We start from the raw sequence: 17,542 nt of genomic DNA, 5'->3' as shown, positions 1-17,542 counted from the left end.
AAAAAAGGAAAATGGACATTGAATCTGAAAAATTAAATTTAGTTAAAGAAATATTACAAATCGATTCTCAAGAATTAATTCTTAAAATAAAAAACATACTTTTAGAAGAAAACGAACTTTCTAATATGGCTAATGAACCAGAAAGTGGATATCAATCAACGTCTAAAACTAACAGAAAACTTAATTTTATTAAAGATTTTATTAATTTAGAAAATGAAGAGACTATAATTAAATTAGAAAATTTACTCTGGAAAAATAATGATTTTTGGAATGATCTAAGTTTTGCAGAAAAAGAAGAAATTGAACAAGGAATTAAAGAGTTAGACGAGGGTAAAAAAATCTCTTGGGAAGATTTTTTAGTAAAAACCTCTTAATGAAAGTTTCTCTTTCCAATTTAGCTACATCTAAGCTAATAAAATTATACAATTATCTTACAGAAAATTTTAGCCTACAGACTAAGAATGATTTTCACAAAAAGTTGACACTTAAAATTAAACAAATATCACATTATCCTTTTAGCTGTATTGTATCTTTTGAAAACAAAGGACTTTATAAATGTGTACTTACAAAACAAACCACACTGTATTATAGAGTTTTACAAAATCAACAAGAAATAGAAATCATTACCATTTTCGATACTAGACAAAACCCTAATAAGTTACAGAAAGATTTATAAAACTTCTCAATTATTTTCTTACTTTCGAAAATTGTAAAATTACCCCATGAAAGTCTGTATTGCCGAAAAACCATCTGTAGCCAGAGAAATTGCCAACATTCTAGGTGCCAACACAAAACGTGATGGTTTTTATGAAGGCAATGGCTATGCTGTTACCTATACTTTTGGCCATTTGTGCACACTTTTAGAACCCAAAGACTACAAACCGCATTGGAAAAGTTGGGATTTAAACAATTTACCAATGTTGCCAGAGCGTTTTGACACTAAAGTTACAGGCGATGCAGGTATTAAAAAACAATTTGAAATTGTAAAATCTTTGTTTGAAAAAGCTACCGTTGTAATAAACTGTGGTGATGCTGGTACAGAAGGAGAACTTATACAACGTTGGGTAATTAACCAATGCAACTACAAAGGAAAAGTAGAACGTTTATGGATTTCTTCTTTAACCGAAGAGGCTATTAAAGAAGGTTTTAACAATTTAAAACCTGCAGAACAATACGACAATTTGTATTACGCAGGCTACTCTAGAGCTATCGGAGATTGGCTTTTAGGCTTAAATGCAACAAGATTGTATACGGTTAAGTTTGGCGGCTACAAACAAGTGTTGTCTGTTGGTAGAGTTCAAACTCCTACCCTAGCCATGTTGGTAAATCGGTTTGAAGAGATTAAAAATTTTAGTCCACAACCTTATTGGGAGTTGCAAACAACTTATAGAAACACTCTTTTTAATTATGAAGATGGGCGTTTTTTAAAACAAGAAGACGGACAAGTGTTGGCAGATAAAGTGGCACAATCTGATTTTGAAATTGTTTCGGTAACCAAAAAGAAAGGAAAAGAATACGCCCCAAAATTATTCGATCTAACTGGCTTACAAGTATATTGTAACAATAAGTTTGGTTTTTCTGCGGATGAAACTCTAAAAATGGTACAAAAATTATACGAAATGAAAGTGGTTACCTACCCAAGAGTAGATACTACTTTTTTACCAAATGACGTGTATCCTAAAGTAGCAGGAATTTTATCGAAACTTACCAATTATAGTGAACTTACACAACCACTTTTAGGAAAGAAAATAAAGAAATCGAAACGTGTTTTTGACGATAAAAAAGTAACCGATCACCATGCAATAATTCCTACCGGAATTCAAGGAAACTTACAATACAATCAGCAACAAGTATATGATATTATAACAAAAAGGTTTATTGGTGTATTTTATCCAGATTCTGATGTTTCAAATACTTCTGTTATTGCAAAAGCAGCAGAAGTACCTTTTAAAACTACCGGAAAAGAAATTTTAACCAAAGGTTGGCGTATTGTTTTTGAAACCGAAGAAAGTAAAATTAAAAAAGAACTAAATGCACAAACAACTTTGCCTTCTTTTGTAAAAGGAGAAAAAGGAACGCACGAACCTTCTTTTTTAGAAAAAGAGACCAAACCACCAAGAAACTTTACAGAAGCAAGTTTATTACGCGCCATGGAAACTGCGGGTAAACAAGTAGATGATGATGAAATGCGTGAGCTGATGAAAGAAAACGGTATTGGTAGACCGTCTACAAGAGCAAGTATTATAGAAACTTTATTTAGAAGAAAATACATAGAACGCAAGAAAAAATTGGTATTACCTACAGAAACTGGCATTGATTTAATACATATTATTGATAACGAACTTTTAAAATCTGCCGAATTAACTGGTAGATGGGAAAAACGTTTGAAAGAAATTGAACGTGGCGAATTTAACGCTGGAACTTTCATAAATAATATGAAAAAAATGGTTGATGAATTGGTGTACGAAGTTCGCTCTAACAAAGTTAAAAAGAGAATTTCTTCTAACTCAACTGGTAATTCTAGCGCAGCAGAGAACTCTAAAAAAAGTATTTCTACACAAAGTAAAAGTGACAAAAAGGTAAAAAAACAAGTTGTTGGTAAGACGTGCCCGAAATGTAAAAAAGGGCAATTATTAAAAGGGGCTGCTGCCTTTGGATGCTCTGAATACAAGAACAATTGTACTTTTAAATTGCCATTTGTTTTTTCAGATAAAAAGATTTCAGAAAATCAGCTTATTCGTTTGCTAGACAAAGGCTCTACTACTAATTTAAAAGGCTTTAAAACAGATGCTGGCTCTATAGAAGCGTTAATTCGTTTTAATGATAATTTTGACTTACAATTAGAGCCTAAAAAGAAAACTGTAACTACTAGCGCAGTTGAGAAGTCTCTGCAAGGTAAAAATGAGAATGAAAAAATTGCCTGCCCAAAATGTAAAAATGGTACTATCTTAAAAGGAAAAACTGCCTATGGTTGTTCTGCCTACAAAACTGGTTGCAATTTTGTTTTTACGTTTGATAAAATCAAGCAAATAGCCAATGGAAAGCCTTTAACAAAAGAGTTGGTATTGCAAATAATTAAGACCTAAACAACAAAGTTAGCTAAAAACCATTAGCCCTGATTGTAGCATTTGTTTGAGCTCTTACGCTTTTTGCGTGAAGCGAGTGCGAAAAGCAGGAAATAGCTTCAAAAAATTAATCAATCATATTTTTTAAATAAAACTGCTCTACTTTTTCTCTTGCCCAAGGGGTTGTTCTTAAAAATTTTAAACTAGATTTATAAGTCGGGTTGTTTTTAAACGCATTTATGTTTAAGGCATCTCCTAACTCTTCCCATCCATATTCTAAAAATAGCTGTTCTAACATAGTCGCTAATTTTATGCCGTGTAATGGATTATTTGGTTGTTCTTTACTCATTATTTATCTAAATCGGGTAACACAAAATCATCTAAAACAGATTTTTTTGCCATCATTTTTTCTATCTCTTTTATAGTTCTTGGGGCTTCTGCAGAAAGATTAATTGGTTCTGTTTTGGTAACTAAGATATCATCTTCGATTCGAATACCAATTCCCCAATATTTTTTATCACAATTACTACCTTCCGGAATGTAAATTCCTGGCTCCATAGTAACCACCATATTTTCTTCAAAATTACCATAATTCCCTGGATCGTGAACATCTAAACCAATATGATGCGAAGTACCATGAGGAAAATACGGATGCTTTTCATCAATACTTTTTATAATGCCTAATTGATACAACCCTTTATTAATAATTTCTCTGGCAATTTTATTAGGCGCACTCATAGAATTCCCTATTTTATAGAGTGCAATACCTGCTTCTTGAGCATCATAAACTAGTTGATAAATTTCTTTTTGGGCTTTTGTAAATTTACCATTTGCAGGTATTGTTCTAGTTACATCTGCAGTATATCCTCTGTATTCTGCACCCAGATCCATTAAAACCAACTCGTTACCAACCTGTGTTTTATTGTTTTCTATGTAATGTAAAATACACCCATTATTACCGGCACCAACAATTGAAGGATAGCCTTCATATTCTGCTCCGTATTTTTTGTAAACAAACTCATGAATTCCTTGTAACTCTGTTTCAGACATATGTGGTTTCATTGCCTTCATTACCTCAATTTGACCTACTGCAGAAATACGAACCGCTTTAGTAAGCAACTTTAATTCAGCCTCCGTTTTAATCTCTCTTAAAGTTGCAAGCGAATTTGACAAAAATTGAATATCTATGTTTGTTTTAGCGTCTAATTTTAAGGATATTTTATCTTTTAAATCTTTCTTTAATGCCATATCGGTTTCCGCTTTATAGGCCATTAAATCTGCATCATTTTTTAAAGAAGGATCATATACTAAAGCCCTACCAATAACTTGTGCAACATTTGCTGTATTTATAATTGGTGTTACCTTAATAAGCTCGTACACTTGCTTTTTTACTGGGGATAAGAAAGTGGCTGACTGGTAATTTACCTTATTTTTAAATGCAGTTACCAAATCGTATATTTCTGCAGTATTGCTAGAATTTCTGTAATCGTCTTTAAATTGTTCTATAAAAATTCTATCAAATTGTTTAAAATTAATGTCTGTAGTTATAAAATCGTTGGCATTAAAGACCATTTTAAATCCCAACTCTTTTTTAGCGCCGTCTATCCCCAAACGTTTGCCATTCCATTGCTCTGCTCTTTGATCTCTTTTTTGAACATATAAAATTTCGTTATATACAGCTCCGTTTGCATCAACTTGATCATCAGAAAACAACACTAATACCCCATTTGGTTCTCTGTAACCTGTTAAATAGTAGAAGTTAGGATCTTGATGATATACATAATCTACATCATTAGCTCTATTTCTTACAGGGTTTGCAAACAATACAGCTACAGTATTTTTTGGCATTTTAGCTCTAAAAGCAGCACGTTTTTCTTGATGAAATTCTTTGGATAAAAAATCTGTTGGTATTTGAGAAAAAACATTGCTTACTAAAAGAAATAAGCTAAAAAAGATTGGATAAAAATTTTTCATGAGATAAAACTATTCAAATTTAGAACATCAAATGTAACATTTATTATTAGCTAGTTAAAATATTAACAAATAATTAGTGATTGTTTATTGCTGAATTTTCAATAATTTAGCCAAAATATCAAGAAATTTACAAATGAAAAATATAGCTTTATCTAGCATTCATGAGTCACTAGGTGCAAAAATGGTTCCTTTTGCTGGTTTTAATATGCCTGTTCAATACGAAGGAGTAACCGCAGAACATTTAACCGTTAGAAATGCCGTTGGTGTTTTTGATGTAAGCCATATGGGAGAATTTTTAGTTACAGGTAAAAATGCGCTTGCACTAATACAAAAAGTAACTTCTAACGATGCCTCTAAATTAAATGTTGGTGATGCTCAATATAGTTGTTTTCCGAATGAAAATAACGGAATTGTAGATGACTTAATTTGTTACAGACTTAAAGAAGACACTTACTTATTAGTTGTTAATGCATCTAACATTGAAAAAGATTGGAACTGGATTGTAAGCCATAATACTTCTTTTAATGCCGACTTAAGAAATCTATCTGATGAGTATTCTTTATTAGCCATTCAAGGACCAAAAGCTGTAAAAGCAATGCAAAATTTAACTTCTTTAGATTTAGCCGAAATCCCTTTTTATACTTTTAAAATTGGTGATTTTGCAGGAATAGATAATGTTATCATTTCTGCAACAGGATATACAGGTGCTGGTGGTTTTGAAATTTACTGTAAAAATACTGAAGTTTCTCAGATATGGAAAGCGGTATTTGAAGCTGGAGAAAAGTATGGAATTAAACCAATTGGATTGGCTGCAAGAGATACTTTACGATTAGAAATGGGTTATTGTTTATATGGCAATGATATTGATGACAATACCTCGCCTATTGAAGCTGGTTTAAGTTGGATTACAAAATTTAACAAAGAATTTATTAATTGTGATGCCTTGTTAAAAGAAAAAGAACAAAAACCAACACGTAAATTAGTTGGTTTTATGTTAGATACAAAAGGTGTACCAAGACAAGGCTATGATATTGTAGATGATAATGGTGTAATTATAGGTAAGGTAACATCTGGCACAATGAGTCCGTCTATTAGTAAAGGAATTGGAATGGGTTATGTACCAACTAGCTTCGCTAAAGCAGATACAAAAATTTACATTCAGGTTCGTAAAAAAGCGCTACCTGCAACAATTGTAAAACTACCGTTTTACAAAAAATAAGACAAAAAAAAGCTGACTAATTAAAGTCAGCTTTTTTTTTATTATAAATTTTAAGACTTCTTAGACGTTAAATCTAAAGTGCATTACATCGCCATCTTTAACAATGTAGTCTTTACCTTCTACTCTCATTTTACCAGCTTCTTTAACTTTCGCTTCAGAACCAAAGGCAACATAATCTTCATAACCAATTGTTTCGGCTCTAATAAAACCTTTTTCAAAATCGGTATGAATTACACCAGCTGCTTGTGGTGCAGTAGATCCAATCGGTATTGTCCAAGCTCTTACTTCTTTAACACCCGCTGTAAAATAGGTCTGTAAGTTTAATAATTTATATGCAGATCTTACCAATCTAGAAACACCAGCTTCTTCTAAACCAATATCAGCTAAAAACATCTGACGCTCTTCATAATCATCTAATTCAGTAATATCTGCTTCTGTACCAACAGCTAAAACAATAACTTCTGCACCTTCATCTTTTACTGCTTCTTTAACTTTATCTACATACGCATTTCCAGACACTGCAGATCCTTCATCTACATTACAAACATACAATACTGGTTTAGCTGTTATAAACTGTAACGATTGTACAAACTCTAACTCTTTTTCGTTAAAATCTAAGGCTCTAACAGAAACACCTTGCAATAAAGTTTCTTCAATTTTTAACAAAACAACTAATTCTGCTTGCGCTTCTTTATTACCTGTTTTTGCAGTTCTTTTAACACGTTCTAATCTTTTCTGAACCGTTTCTAAATCTTTTAACTGCAACTCTATATCTATCGTTTCTTTGTCTCTTACCGGATCTATCGAATTGTCTACATGAATAATATTGTCGTTATCAAAACAACGAACTACATGCAAGATAGCATCTGTTTCTCTAATATTTGCTAAAAACTGATTTCCTAAACCTTCACCTTTACTAGCTCCTTTTACCAGTCCAGCAATATCTACTATCTCTACAGTAGCAGGTAAAACGCGCTCTGGATTAACCAATTCTTCTAATTTTTCAATTCTTTTATCTGGTACATTTACCACACCTAAGTTTGGTTCTATAGTACAAAAAGGAAAATTTGCACTTTGTGCTTTTGCATTTGATAAACAATTAAATAAGGTCGATTTTCCTACGTTTGGTAATCCTACAATTCCGGCTTTCATTCTTTTAAGATATTTAAATAACAGACAAAAGAACCAACGGTTGATAATTTACTGTTATATGTGTTTTAAAAACAAAAAAATCCGAATTTACTTCGGGAATTTTTGTGTTATTTTGTAAGGTATTTATTGATTTTTAAATCAATATCACTTAATCATTGTGCATAAATTTTTGTTTTGCCAACAATTCTTCTTCAGTTTCAACATTGTCATCATCTGGCACACAACAATCTACAGGACAAACCGCAGCACATTGTGGCTCTTCATGAAAACCTTTACACTCTGTACATTTATCTGCAACAATGTAATAAATTTCATCTGATATTGGCTCTTGGTCTTCGTCTGCATTTACTTGCTTACCATTTGGTAACACAGCATTGCCCTTTAAATCTGTACCATCTGCATACTTCCAATCGTCTGCACCTTCATATATTGCAGTATTAGGACATTCTGGTTCACATGCCCCACAATTTATACATTCATCTGTTATTATAATTGCCATAATTTTTGTTCTGTTTTTGTACCTTTGTGTTTGCAAAAATAAAGCCAAAATTATAGACAACCAAAATAAATGATTAGTATTCAAAATAGAATTGCTGCTTTCGCTAAATTAGGTGCCTTTTTAGGTCAATTTTCAGTTAATGGAATAAAAAAAAGTAAAAACATTGAACATAATGAATTATTTTTTGATGGTTTTTTGCATCAATTAAAAATAGCACAAGAAAAAAACTCTTGGTTTACCAAAGAGAATATCTTGTTTGCTCTAGAATCTTGGAGCAAAGCGTTAACTCAAAAAAACATTACAGATTTTATAGAAAGTGTAAAAACACCTCAAAAAGACACAAAAAAAGTTGCTATAATTATGGCAGGAAACATTCCTTTGGTGGGCTTTCATGATTTTTTATCGGTACTACTTTCTGGGCATCATGTTTTGGTAAAACAGTCTTCTAACGATAAGTATTTATTACCTTTTTTGGCAAAGTATTTAGAGTATGTAGAAGAAAGTTTTAAAGGAACAATAACTTTTACAACAGAAAAATTAGAAAACTTTGATGCGGTTATTGCCACAGGAAGCAACAATACTGCTCGTTATTTTGAGTATTATTTTAAAAATAAACCCAGTATTATAAGAAAAAGCAGAAATTCCGTTGCAGTTTTAACCGGTAATGAAACGGAAGAAGATTTTATAAATTTATCTGATGATATCTTTCAGTACTTTGGCTTGGGTTGTAGATCCGTTTCTAAATTATATGTCCCTAAAAATTATAATTTTGATGCTTTTTTTAATGGAATGTATTCTAAAAAAGAGATGATTAACAACGCAAAATATGCCAATAACTACGATTATAACAAAGCGGTATATTTAATGAGCCTATTCGATTTATTAGAAAATGGTTTTTTAATGATCAAAGAAGATAAGAGCTACGCCTCTCCTATTGCAACCGTTTTTTATGAATATTACGACCATTTAGACGATTTAAAGTTAAAAATAGAACAGGATAAAGAAAAAATACAATGTGTAGTTGCTAAAGGATTTGTAGAAAATGAAATTGCTTTTGGGCAAACACAACATCCTAAATTAAATGATTATGCAGATGGCATAAACACATTAGAATTTTTATCAGAAATATAAAAAAGTTATAGCCGTTTAAAATAGAACGTTATAACTCTCAGAATAAATAAACAGATACTAATAAATTCATGAATTATTAAATTGATGAATATTTAAAAAAATCCATAATGAAAAAACATAATTTTAGTGCTGGTCCTTGTATTTTACCACAAGAAGTGTTACAAAAAGCATCTGAAGCGATTTTAAATTTTAATGATGACAATTTATCTTTGATCGAAATTTCTCACAGAAGCAAACCTTTTGTTGCAGTTATGGAGAAAGCTAGATCTTTGGCTTTAGAATTATTAGGATTAGAAAACAAAGGCTATACCGCTCTATTTTTACAAGGTGGCGCAAGCTTAGAATTTTTAATGGTAGCCTACAATTTATTAAATAAAAAGGCAGCTTATTTAAACACGGGTACGTGGTCTGATAAAGCGATTAAAGAGGCCAAAGCATTCGGAGAAGTGGTAGAAGTTGGTTCTTCTAAAGACAATCATTTTAACTACATCCCTAAAAATTACACCATACCAGAAGATGCAGATTATTTTCATTGCACAAGTAACAATACCGTTGCTGGTACTCAGATGAAATCTTTTCCTGATACTAAAATCCCTTTGGTTTGTGATATGAGTTCAGATATATTTTCGCGTCAGCTAGATTTTGAAAAATTCGATTTAATTTATGCGGGTGCACAAAAAAATATGGGCCCTGCAGGAACCACTCTGGTTATTGTAAAAGATGAAATTTTAGGAGAAGTAGAAAGACAAATTCCTGCAATGCTAGATTATCAAACTCATATAGACAAAGACAGCATGTTTAACACACCTTCTGTTTTTGCCGTATATGTGTCTATGTTAACTTTACAATGGTTAAAAGACTTAGGCGGCATTCAATTTATTGAAGATGTAAACAATAAAAAAGCTGCTCTTTTATATGCTGAAATAGATAGAAACCCTTTATTTAAAGGAATTGTAGCTAAAGAAGATAGAAGTGTTATGAATGCTACATTTGTTTTAACAGATGAAGAAATGACTGCAAAATTCGATACAATGTGTGCGGAAGCCGGAATTAATGGACTTAAAGGACACCGAAGTGTTGGCGGATATAGAGCAAGTATGTACAATGCTTTACCACTTTATAGTGTTCAGGTTTTAGTGGATGTAATGCAAGCCTTAGAAAAAAACAAATAAGAATTAAGTGTAAGGGTAAATGCAATAAGCAAAGTACCCATCTTTAAAAATAGAGAATGAAAATATTAGCAAATGACGGAATTTCTAAGAGCGGAATTGAAGCTTTAGAAAATGGAGGTTTTGAAGTAATAACTACTAAAGTAGCACAAAATCAATTAGAAAACTATATTAATGAACATACTATTGATGCAATTTTAGTAAGAAGTGCAACACAAGTAAGACAAGAATTAATTGAAGCTTGCCCAAGTTTAAAATTGATTGGTCGTGGTGGTGTTGGCATGGACAATATTGATGTAGAATTTGCAGAAGATAACGGTTTGCATGTAATAAATACTCCGGCTGCTTCTTCTAGCTCTGTTGCAGAGTTGGTTTTTGCACATTTATTTGGCATGGTTCGTTTTTTACATTCCTCTAACAGAGAAATGCCTTTAGAAGGAGACACAAGGTTTAAAGAATTAAAAAAAGCATATGCCAACGGAACAGAGTTAAGAGGTAAAACAATCGGAATTATTGGCTTTGGAAAAATAGGTCAGCAAGTTGCTAAAATTGCATTAGGTTTAGGAATGACCGTTTTGGCTACAGACCAATTAATAACTTCTGCTCCTATTACCTTAGATTTCTTTAACGGACAAAAAATTACGTTTACCATAGATACCATAGACAAAGAAGAAGTATTAAAAGAAGCTGATTTTATTTCGCTTCATGTACCTGCTCAAGAAAATTACATCATCACAAAAACAGAATTTGCTAAAATGAAACAAGGTGTGGGTATTGTTAATGCTGCAAGAGGAGGAATTTTAAATGAGGTAGATTTAGTAAATGCTATTGAAGAAGGTAAGGTTCAATTTGCTGGTTTAGATGTTTTTGAAACAGAACCAACACCTGCTGTTCAACTATTAATGAACCCAGAAATTTCTCTTACTCCTCACATTGGTGCTGCAACCATAGAAGCGCAAGATAGAATTGGGTTGGAATTGGCAAATCAGATAATTGCTTTAATGAAAAACTAGTATTTAATTTTAGTTTGAAATAGAAAAAACTATTAAAAATTAAAATTTTAAACTTTTACAATGATACAAGAAAACTTAAAAGAAATACAACAACAAATACCTGATCATGTAACATTGGTTGCTGTATCAAAAACAAAACCCATTGCAGATTTGCAAGAAGCTTATAATGCTGGACAACGAATTTTTGGTGAAAATAAAATTCAGGAAATGGCAGACAAGTATGAGGTTTTGCCTAAAGATATTAAATGGCATATGATCGGTCATTTACAAAGTAATAAGGTAAAATATATGGCTCCTTTTGTAGATTTAATTCATGGAATCGATAAATTTTCTACCTTAAAAGAAATAAATAAGCAGGCTAAAAAAAACAACAGAGTAATTAACTGTCTTTTACAGGCTAAAATTGCAGAAGAAGCAACTAAGTTTGGTTTGTCTTTTGATGAAATTGAAAATATCTTACAATCTCAAGAGTTAAAAAATTTAGAGAATATAAAAATTGTAGGGTTTATGGGCATGGCCTCATTTACAGATAACCAAGAGCAATTAAAAGGAGAGTTTTCTTCTTTACAGAAGTTTTATAAGAAGCAGCAAAAGGTAGAGTTACCAATAAATTGTCATTTAGAAACATTGTCTATGGGAATGAGCGGTGACTTTAATTTGGCAATCAAAGAAGGCAGTAATATGGTTCGTGTAGGAAGTTCTATCTTTGGAAATAGAAACTACAATTAAAATTAAATAATTTGTACGCAATTTTAGACATCGAAACTACGGGTGGTAAATTTAATGAAGAAGGCATTACAGAAATTGCCATCTATAAATTTGATGGTCATAACATTGTAGATCAATTTATTACCTTAGTTAATCCTGAAAGGGAAATACAAGCATTTGTTGTTAAACTAACCGGTATTAATAATAAAATGTTGCGCAATGCCCCAAAGTTTTACGAAGTTGCAAAAAGAATTATAGAAATAACTTCTGATTGTACATTGGTTGCACATAATACGGTTTTTGATTATCGCATTTTAAGTACAGAATTTGAACGTTTAGGATATGATTTTAATAGAAACACATTGTGTACGGTAGAACTGAGTCAGAAATTAATTTTAGACCAACCTTCGTATAGTTTGGGTAAATTAACAAAGTCTTTAGGAATCCCTATGACAGACAGACATAGAGCCTCTGGTGATGCTTTAGCTACAGTTCAATTATTTAAACTACTTTTAGATAAAGACAATAAAAAAACCATCATTCAAAGTGCCGTAAAATATTATGATAGAAGAAGAGAAAAACAAAAACTACGTACTTTAATTGACGAAATACCAAATGTACAAGCTGTATTTTACATTCATGATAGCTCTGGAAAAGTTGTTTATATTGGAAAAGGAAAAGACATAAAATCTGAAATAAATAAACTCTTTTTAAAAGAAACAAAAAGAGCAATTAAAATTCAAGAAAGAGCAGATTCAATTACATACAACGAAACCGGTAATGAATTATTTACACAGTTAAAATATGCTATTGAACTCGAAATTTTATCGCCAAAATTAAATATTAAAAAGAAACCAAAAACAAAAATATCTTATTTTAATAACGATGACTTTTTAATTATTGAAAAAGGAAGAAATACCGGCGAAAATGCTATTATTTTGGTTGAAAAGAGTGAAGTTTACGGATATGGATATACCTCGTTAAGCTATCAAGAAAATCAAATAGACATTTTAAAAGCTGTACTAACTAAAATTGACAATAAAATACAAGCTAAAAACATCATAAAAAATTATATCAATAGAAATAAAATTCAAAAAATAATAAGATTGTAAATGAAAGACCAAAAACAATCAAAAAATAATTCTTGGAAATACCGACTTTATGAAATAATATATGAAGCAGATACCAATGCTGGTAAAATTTTCGATGTTATTTTATTAATAGCCATACTTGCTAGTATATTACTTGTTATGCTAGAAAGTGTTGAAAGTTTTGATGTAAAATATCACACTTTTTTAGATATTTCTGAATGGATTATTACTATTCTTTTTTCAATAGAATATATTCTGAGAATCATATCGATAAAAAAACCATTAAAATACATCTTTAGCTTTTATGGCATCATAGACTTGCTATCTACCATTCCGAAATATTTATCATTATTATTTATTGGTTCTCATCATTTAGCAGCATTAAGAGCATTGCGATTACTAAGAGTGTTTAGAATTTTAAAATTAGCAAGATATGTTGGTGCTGCAAACAGACTATCTGTTGCTTTAAAAGCTAGTAAAGCAAAAATTGCGGTTTTTTTATTTTTTGTGATGATTTTGTGTATCATTTTAGGCACTATCATGTACATGGTAGAAGGAGAAGAAAATGGATTTACAAGCATACCAACAAGTGTTTATTGGGCAATTGTAACCCTTACTACTGTTGGTTATGGAGACATTGCGCCTCATACCCCTTTTGGGCAATTTATTGCAAGTATTATCATGATTTTAGGATATGGTATCATTGCAATACCTACAGGAATTGTAACATCAGAAATGACAAAAACAAACCTAAACGCTATCGATACAAACACACAATCTTGCTCTAATTGTGCAAAAGAAAAGCATAAAGATGATGCAGAATATTGCTATAACTGTGGTCATAAATTAAAATAAATGAGTTCTACTAATTTATTAATTACAATTGTTGGGCCAACAGCAATAGGAAAAACAGCACTAAGCATAGCACTTGCAAAACATTTTAATGCAGAAATTATTTCTTGCGATTCTAGGCAGTTTTATAAAGAAATGACTATTGGAACGGCTGTACCTGATGCAAATGAATTAGCAGCTGTAAAACACCATTTTATTCAAGACAGAAGTATTTTTGATGATTATAATGTGGGTTCTTTTGAAAGAGATACCTTGGCTAAATTAGAGCAACTTTTCAAAAAAAATAGAGTTCAAATAATGGTTGGTGGCTCTGGTTTGTATGTAGATGCTGTATTAAAAGGATTAGATTACTTTCCTAAAGTAGATTTAAAAATAAGAGAACAACTAACTTTTCAACTAGAAAACGAAGGTTTAGAAGTGCTACAAGAGCAGTTAAAAAAATTAGACCTAGAAACGTACAATAACATCGAGCTAAAAAACCCTAAAAGAGTATTGAGAGCTTTAGAAGTTTGCATCGGTTCTGGCATACCCTATTCAACTTTTAAAAATAAACCAAAAGCACCAAGAAATTTTACAGCACTAAAAATAGGCTTAACTGCAGAACGTAAAGTAATTTACGATAGAATTAATGAGCGTGTAGATATTATGGTAAAAAACGGATTGTTAGAAGAAGCGAAAAACCTGCACACACATAAAAAACTAAATGCACTGCAAACCGTTGGTTACAGAGAATTATTCTCATATTTTGAGGGTGAATTTACTAAAGAATTTGCCATTTCTGAAATTAAAAAAAATACTCGTAGGTTTGCAAAAAGGCAAATAACTTGGTTTAAAAAAGATATAAACACCCTTTGGTTTGATTTTAACACAGATATTAAAGAAATAACTGCTAAAATTTCTGATAAAATTAACTTTTAAAATAACTTAAAAACATTTGTAATTTCCTTTCTTTGGAAACTTTGACATCAACTATTAAAATTAAAAAAATGAAATTAAAAATTATAGGTATTTGTGCTGTTTTATTAAGTACAATTTCAGTGGCACAAAGTAAAGTTGGTACTGTAGATAGTGAGTATATTATGAATTTAATGCCAGAAACAACCATTGTTTTAGAAAGATCTCAATCTTATGGTGCAAAGTTAGATTCTTCTTTTTCAATAAAAGTAGAAGAATACAAAACAAAAGTAGAAACTTTTAAGAAAAATGAGGATACCTTAGGGCCTTTAACAAAGCAAGCAGAAATTAAAGAAATTACTGAAATGGAAAATGATATAAAAAAATATCAAGAAAACGGTAACAAATTAATGCAGCTAAAAAGAGAAGAATTAATGCGTCCTTTGTACAAAAAACTGAGTGATGCAATTGCATTGGTTGCTAAAAATGCAGGTTATACTCAAATTTTAACAATAACTGGTAACGAATTTGCATATATAGATAACGACTTTGATATTACAGAATTGGTCTTAAAAAATTTAGGAATCGAAATTCCAAAAGCTACAGAATAATTTTAACCGAGTTTAAAACATAAAAACACCTTACAATTGTAAGGTGTTTTTATGTTTATATATCTAGCTCTTCTTGGTCTAAATCTTCCTCAAAAGAAGTTTCGTCATCTGCATAATCTTCCATTGTTTGCTCTAAACGGTCGCTAATTTTTACCAAATAAACAGTATCAACGGTTTTTACTTCTACTGCCTTAACTGTTAAACCTTTTGCATTTTTGAAAGAAATGATATCATCATAATCATATCCCTCAGGATATTTTTCAATTAACAGATCTAATAAATCTCTAGTTAATTTAGAATATTCTACGATTACTCTTTTCATTTTTATAGTTTTAAAAATTCTTATTCAAACTTATTAATTGCCACAAAGACCTCTGTAAATATTAAGTTTACATTTCTAACAAGTAAGCAAATATTAAAGGTGCTACAATGGTTGCATCACTTTCTATAATAAACTTAGGTGTATTAATATCTAACTTACCCCATGTAATTTTTTCGTTCGGTACAGCGCCAGAATAAGATCCGTAACTAGTTGTAGAATCAGAAATTTGACAAAAGTAACTCCAAAAAGGTGTTTCTGTTCTTTCCATATCTTGGTACAACATTGGAACCACACAGATAGGAAAATCTCCTGCGATACCTCCTCCTATTTGAAAGAATCCTATACCATTGTTAGAGTTCTCTGTATACCAATCTGCCAAGAAAGTCATGTATTCGATCCCCGATTTCATGGTACTTGCTTTTAATTCTCCTTTCATTACATAAGAAGCAAAAATATTACCCATTGTAGAATCTTCCCATCCAGGACAAATAATAGGCAAGTTTTTTTCTGCTGCAGCATACATCCAAGAGTTTTTTATGTCAATTTCATAATACTGCTCTAAAACACCCGATAACAATAATTGGTACATGTATTCATGTGGTAAATAACGTTTCCCTTCAGCTTCTGCATCTTTCCAAATTTTTACAATATGTTCTTGTATTCTTCTAAACGCTTCTTCTTCTGGTATGCAAGTATCTGTTACTCTGTTTAAACCTTTTTCTAACAATGCCCATTCATCTTCAGGTGTTAAATCTCTATAATTGGGCACACGTTTGTAATGAGAATGCGCAACTAAATTCATAATATCTTCTTCTAAATTTGCCCCTGTACAAGAAATAATTTGCACTTTATCTTTACGAATCATTTCTGCAAAAATTTTACCTAATTCTGCAGTACTCATTGCGCCTGCCAAAGAAACTAACATCTTAGAACCTTGCTTTAATTGTGCTTCATATCCTTTTGCTGCATCTACTAAAGCAGCTGCATTAAAGTGTAAAAAATATTTTTCTATAAAATTTGTAATTGGTTTTTTCATTGTTTTTGTTGCTATTTTTGATAGCTTTTTAATATTTAAATAAAAATTTGTACTACTTCAAAAAGAATTAAAATAATAATAATCCACTCTAACATACTGCTATATCTATGCTGTAAAATATCTTTAAATAACTCTAAATTTTCTTTAATAACATCGATACTAAATTGAAGTCCTTGGTGTCTTTTAACAATATCTAACTCATCTTTTAATTGATAATCTAATTTTGATAAATGCTCTTTAGACCATGCCAAATCTGAAGAATCTAAAATGAATAAATTCTCTGAAATGCTATTTTTTAGGTTCATTGTTTTCCCTATAAAAATGCGCATATTCTTTTTAGACATTTTAATGTTACCTGTTTCTTCTAATTGTTTTACATATTTAAAGGTACGCTCGTGCAGGTCAGACGTTTTATTTACATAGTTGTTTAAAGCAACCGATTGTGCAAGGTTTAACATTAAAATATGAGCAATATCTACTGTAAGCTCTGGCATGGTAATTTTACCAAAATCTACTTCAATATTCTCTCCTTGAGCAATTATAAAAGTTTCTTTCGGATACTCGTTAACCTTTTTGTGTTTAGGATTAATAATGCCAAAAACATTGCTAACAATCTCTTTAGAACAGTTTAAGAAAACAACACTTCCGTAGTTTTTTACATAAACATAAGCATCATTATCAGATTTATACAATAAAAAGGAGTGCTCTCTTTTAATTAGATGAAAGTTAAACTGATTTCTAAACTCTTTTAAATCGATTAATTTTTCTAAATGATATGCAGTAACAGTAGTTTCCATTATAGTAAA

The 17,542-nt window shown here is 30.9% G+C and carries 19 protein-coding genes; 12 read left to right on the top strand and 7 right to left on the bottom strand.

Translation table 11 applies throughout. The annotated features are described in order from the left end of the window. Positions 1–11 precede the first annotated feature (11 nt). The 3 genes from Q0678_RS00940 to Q0678_RS00930 are packed head-to-tail and all read left to right on the top strand — an operon-like array spanning position 12 to position 3,086. Positions 12–374, top strand: coding sequence for a hypothetical protein (locus tag Q0678_RS00940; RefSeq protein WP_299052637.1), 363 nt, complete (start codon positions 12–14; stop codon positions 372–374). Further along, positions 374–676: a type II toxin-antitoxin system RelE/ParE family toxin gene (locus tag Q0678_RS00935; protein WP_299052633.1), complete on the top strand. Its 303-nt coding sequence runs from the start codon at positions 374–376 to the stop codon at positions 674–676. The genes Q0678_RS00940 and Q0678_RS00935 overlap by 1 nt, the downstream gene beginning before the upstream one ends. A gap of 46 nt (positions 677–722) precedes the next feature. Continuing rightward, on the top strand, positions 723–3,086 hold the full coding sequence (locus Q0678_RS00930) for a type IA DNA topoisomerase (RefSeq protein ID WP_299052630.1): 2,364 nt from the start codon (positions 723–725) through the stop codon (positions 3,084–3,086). A gap of 106 nt (positions 3,087–3,192) precedes the next feature. On the opposite strand, the gene Q0678_RS00925 is transcribed toward Q0678_RS00930, so the two are convergent. Both Q0678_RS00925 and Q0678_RS00920 read right to left on the bottom strand, forming a co-directional pair. After that, positions 3,193–3,414 (bottom strand): VF530 family protein, encoded by a 222-nt coding sequence (locus Q0678_RS00925; RefSeq protein WP_299052628.1) that lies wholly within the window; start codon positions 3,412–3,414, stop codon positions 3,193–3,195. Then, positions 3,414–5,039 carry an aminopeptidase P N-terminal domain-containing protein gene (locus tag Q0678_RS00920; RefSeq protein WP_299052626.1) on the bottom strand — a complete coding sequence of 542 codons (1,626 nt, stop codon included), beginning with the start codon at positions 5,037–5,039 and terminating at the stop codon, positions 3,414–3,416. Before Q0678_RS00920 ends, Q0678_RS00925 begins: the two co-directional genes overlap by 1 nt. 133 nt (positions 5,040–5,172) lie before the next feature. On the opposite strand from Q0678_RS00920, the gene gcvT reads away from it, so the two are divergent. After that, a complete protein-coding gene (gene gcvT, locus Q0678_RS00915) occupies positions 5,173–6,258 on the top strand; it encodes a glycine cleavage system aminomethyltransferase GcvT (protein WP_299052623.1) in 1,086 nt (361 codons plus the stop codon). Positions 6,259–6,318: 60 nt separating this feature from the next. On the opposite strand, the gene ychF is transcribed toward gcvT, so the two are convergent. Continuing rightward, positions 6,319–7,410, bottom strand: a complete 1,092-nt coding sequence (gene ychF, locus Q0678_RS00910; protein WP_299052621.1) for a redox-regulated ATPase YchF — start codon at positions 7,408–7,410, stop codon at positions 6,319–6,321. Positions 7,411–7,558: 148 nt separating this feature from the next. Beyond that, positions 7,559–7,909, bottom strand: coding sequence for a 4Fe-4S dicluster domain-containing protein (locus Q0678_RS00905; RefSeq protein WP_299052618.1), 351 nt, complete (start codon positions 7,907–7,909; stop codon positions 7,559–7,561). 69 nt (positions 7,910–7,978) lie between these two features. Between Q0678_RS00905 and Q0678_RS00900 the strand changes: the two genes are divergently transcribed. The 8 genes from Q0678_RS00900 (at position 7,979) to Q0678_RS00865 (ending at position 15,378) form a co-directional block, all read left to right on the top strand. Next, positions 7,979–9,040: an acyl-CoA reductase gene (locus Q0678_RS00900; RefSeq protein WP_299052615.1), complete on the top strand. Its 1,062-nt coding sequence runs from the start codon at positions 7,979–7,981 to the stop codon at positions 9,038–9,040. Positions 9,041–9,147: 107 nt separating this feature from the next. Beyond that, the gene (serC, locus tag Q0678_RS00895; RefSeq protein WP_299052612.1) at positions 9,148–10,212 is read left to right on the top strand and encodes a 3-phosphoserine/phosphohydroxythreonine transaminase; all 1,065 of its coding nucleotides are present in this window, start codon (positions 9,148–9,150) and stop codon (positions 10,210–10,212) included. Positions 10,213–10,268: 56 nt separating this feature from the next. Then, entirely contained in the window at positions 10,269–11,222 is a 954-nt protein-coding gene (locus Q0678_RS00890; RefSeq protein WP_299052609.1) for a D-2-hydroxyacid dehydrogenase, read from the top strand. 60 nt (positions 11,223–11,282) lie between these two features. Beyond that, positions 11,283–11,951 carry a YggS family pyridoxal phosphate-dependent enzyme gene (locus Q0678_RS00885; protein ID WP_299052606.1) on the top strand — a complete coding sequence of 223 codons (669 nt, stop codon included), beginning with the start codon at positions 11,283–11,285 and terminating at the stop codon, positions 11,949–11,951. Between the two features lie 11 nt (positions 11,952–11,962). Further along, complete coding sequence (locus Q0678_RS00880; RefSeq protein ID WP_299052604.1) at positions 11,963–13,042, top strand: exonuclease domain-containing protein; 1,080 nt, start codon at positions 11,963–11,965, stop codon at positions 13,040–13,042. After that, on the top strand, positions 13,043–13,876 hold the full coding sequence (locus Q0678_RS00875) for an ion transporter (protein ID WP_299052601.1): 834 nt from the start codon (positions 13,043–13,045) through the stop codon (positions 13,874–13,876). Beyond that, positions 13,877–14,791 carry a tRNA (adenosine(37)-N6)-dimethylallyltransferase MiaA gene (miaA, locus tag Q0678_RS00870; RefSeq protein WP_299052598.1) on the top strand — a complete coding sequence of 305 codons (915 nt, stop codon included), beginning with the start codon at positions 13,877–13,879 and terminating at the stop codon, positions 14,789–14,791. 68 nt (positions 14,792–14,859) lie between these two features. Continuing rightward, positions 14,860–15,378: an OmpH family outer membrane protein gene (locus Q0678_RS00865; protein ID WP_299052594.1), complete on the top strand. Its 519-nt coding sequence runs from the start codon at positions 14,860–14,862 to the stop codon at positions 15,376–15,378. Between the two features lie 55 nt (positions 15,379–15,433). On the opposite strand, the gene Q0678_RS00860 is transcribed toward Q0678_RS00865, so the two are convergent. From Q0678_RS00860 to Q0678_RS00850, 3 genes are all read right to left on the bottom strand, one after another. Further along, on the bottom strand, positions 15,434–15,700 hold the full coding sequence (locus tag Q0678_RS00860) for a hypothetical protein (RefSeq protein ID WP_299052591.1): 267 nt from the start codon (positions 15,698–15,700) through the stop codon (positions 15,434–15,436). Between the two features lie 67 nt (positions 15,701–15,767). Then, positions 15,768–16,736, bottom strand: coding sequence for a deoxyhypusine synthase family protein (locus tag Q0678_RS00855; protein ID WP_299052588.1), 969 nt, complete (start codon positions 16,734–16,736; stop codon positions 15,768–15,770). A 35-nt stretch (positions 16,737–16,771) separates the two neighbouring features. After that, on the bottom strand, positions 16,772–17,533 hold the full coding sequence (locus Q0678_RS00850; protein WP_299052585.1) for an RMD1 family protein: 762 nt from the start codon (positions 17,531–17,533) through the stop codon (positions 16,772–16,774). Positions 17,534–17,542 lie beyond the last annotated feature (9 nt).

It is taken from the genome of uncultured Polaribacter sp., assembly GCF_947497125.1.
GTDB lineage: Bacteria > Bacteroidota > Bacteroidia > Flavobacteriales > Flavobacteriaceae > Polaribacter.
The sequence above is the reverse complement of the archived record's forward strand: the minus strand, read 5'-3'. Positions and strand labels throughout refer to the sequence as shown.

Bases quoted from the DNA above. Each gene is read 5' to 3' on its own strand.
- Q0678_RS00920 (WP_299052626.1), bottom strand. From the start codon at position 5,039: ATGAAAAATTTTTATCCAATCTTTTTTAGCTTATTTCTTTTAGTAAGC.
- Q0678_RS00940 (WP_299052637.1), top strand. From the start codon at position 12: ATGGACATTGAATCTGAAAAATTAAATTTAGTTAAAGAAATATTACAA.
- Q0678_RS00925 (WP_299052628.1), bottom strand. From the start codon at position 3,414: ATGAGTAAAGAACAACCAAATAATCCATTACACGGCATAAAATTAGCG.
- Q0678_RS00850 (WP_299052585.1), bottom strand. From the start codon at position 17,533: ATGGAAACTACTGTTACTGCATATCATTTAGAAAAATTAATCGATTTA.
- gcvT (WP_299052623.1), top strand. From the start codon at position 5,173: ATGAAAAATATAGCTTTATCTAGCATTCATGAGTCACTAGGTGCAAAA.
- Q0678_RS00860 (WP_299052591.1), bottom strand. From the start codon at position 15,700: ATGAAAAGAGTAATCGTAGAATATTCTAAATTAACTAGAGATTTATTA.
- Q0678_RS00905 (WP_299052618.1), bottom strand. From the start codon at position 7,909: ATGGCAATTATAATAACAGATGAATGTATAAATTGTGGGGCATGTGAA.
- Q0678_RS00865 (WP_299052594.1), top strand. From the start codon at position 14,860: ATGAAATTAAAAATTATAGGTATTTGTGCTGTTTTATTAAGTACAATT.
- miaA (WP_299052598.1), top strand. From the start codon at position 13,877: ATGAGTTCTACTAATTTATTAATTACAATTGTTGGGCCAACAGCAATA.
- Q0678_RS00875 (WP_299052601.1), top strand. From the start codon at position 13,043: ATGAAAGACCAAAAACAATCAAAAAATAATTCTTGGAAATACCGACTT.
- Q0678_RS00935 (WP_299052633.1), top strand. From the start codon at position 374: ATGAAAGTTTCTCTTTCCAATTTAGCTACATCTAAGCTAATAAAATTA.
- Q0678_RS00855 (WP_299052588.1), bottom strand. From the start codon at position 16,736: ATGAAAAAACCAATTACAAATTTTATAGAAAAATATTTTTTACACTTT.
- serC (WP_299052612.1), top strand. From the start codon at position 9,148: ATGAAAAAACATAATTTTAGTGCTGGTCCTTGTATTTTACCACAAGAA.
- Q0678_RS00890 (WP_299052609.1), top strand. From the start codon at position 10,269: ATGAAAATATTAGCAAATGACGGAATTTCTAAGAGCGGAATTGAAGCT.
- Q0678_RS00900 (WP_299052615.1), top strand. From the start codon at position 7,979: ATGATTAGTATTCAAAATAGAATTGCTGCTTTCGCTAAATTAGGTGCC.
- Q0678_RS00930 (WP_299052630.1), top strand. From the start codon at position 723: ATGAAAGTCTGTATTGCCGAAAAACCATCTGTAGCCAGAGAAATTGCC.
- ychF (WP_299052621.1), bottom strand. From the start codon at position 7,410: ATGAAAGCCGGAATTGTAGGATTACCAAACGTAGGAAAATCGACCTTA.
- Q0678_RS00885 (WP_299052606.1), top strand. From the start codon at position 11,283: ATGATACAAGAAAACTTAAAAGAAATACAACAACAAATACCTGATCAT.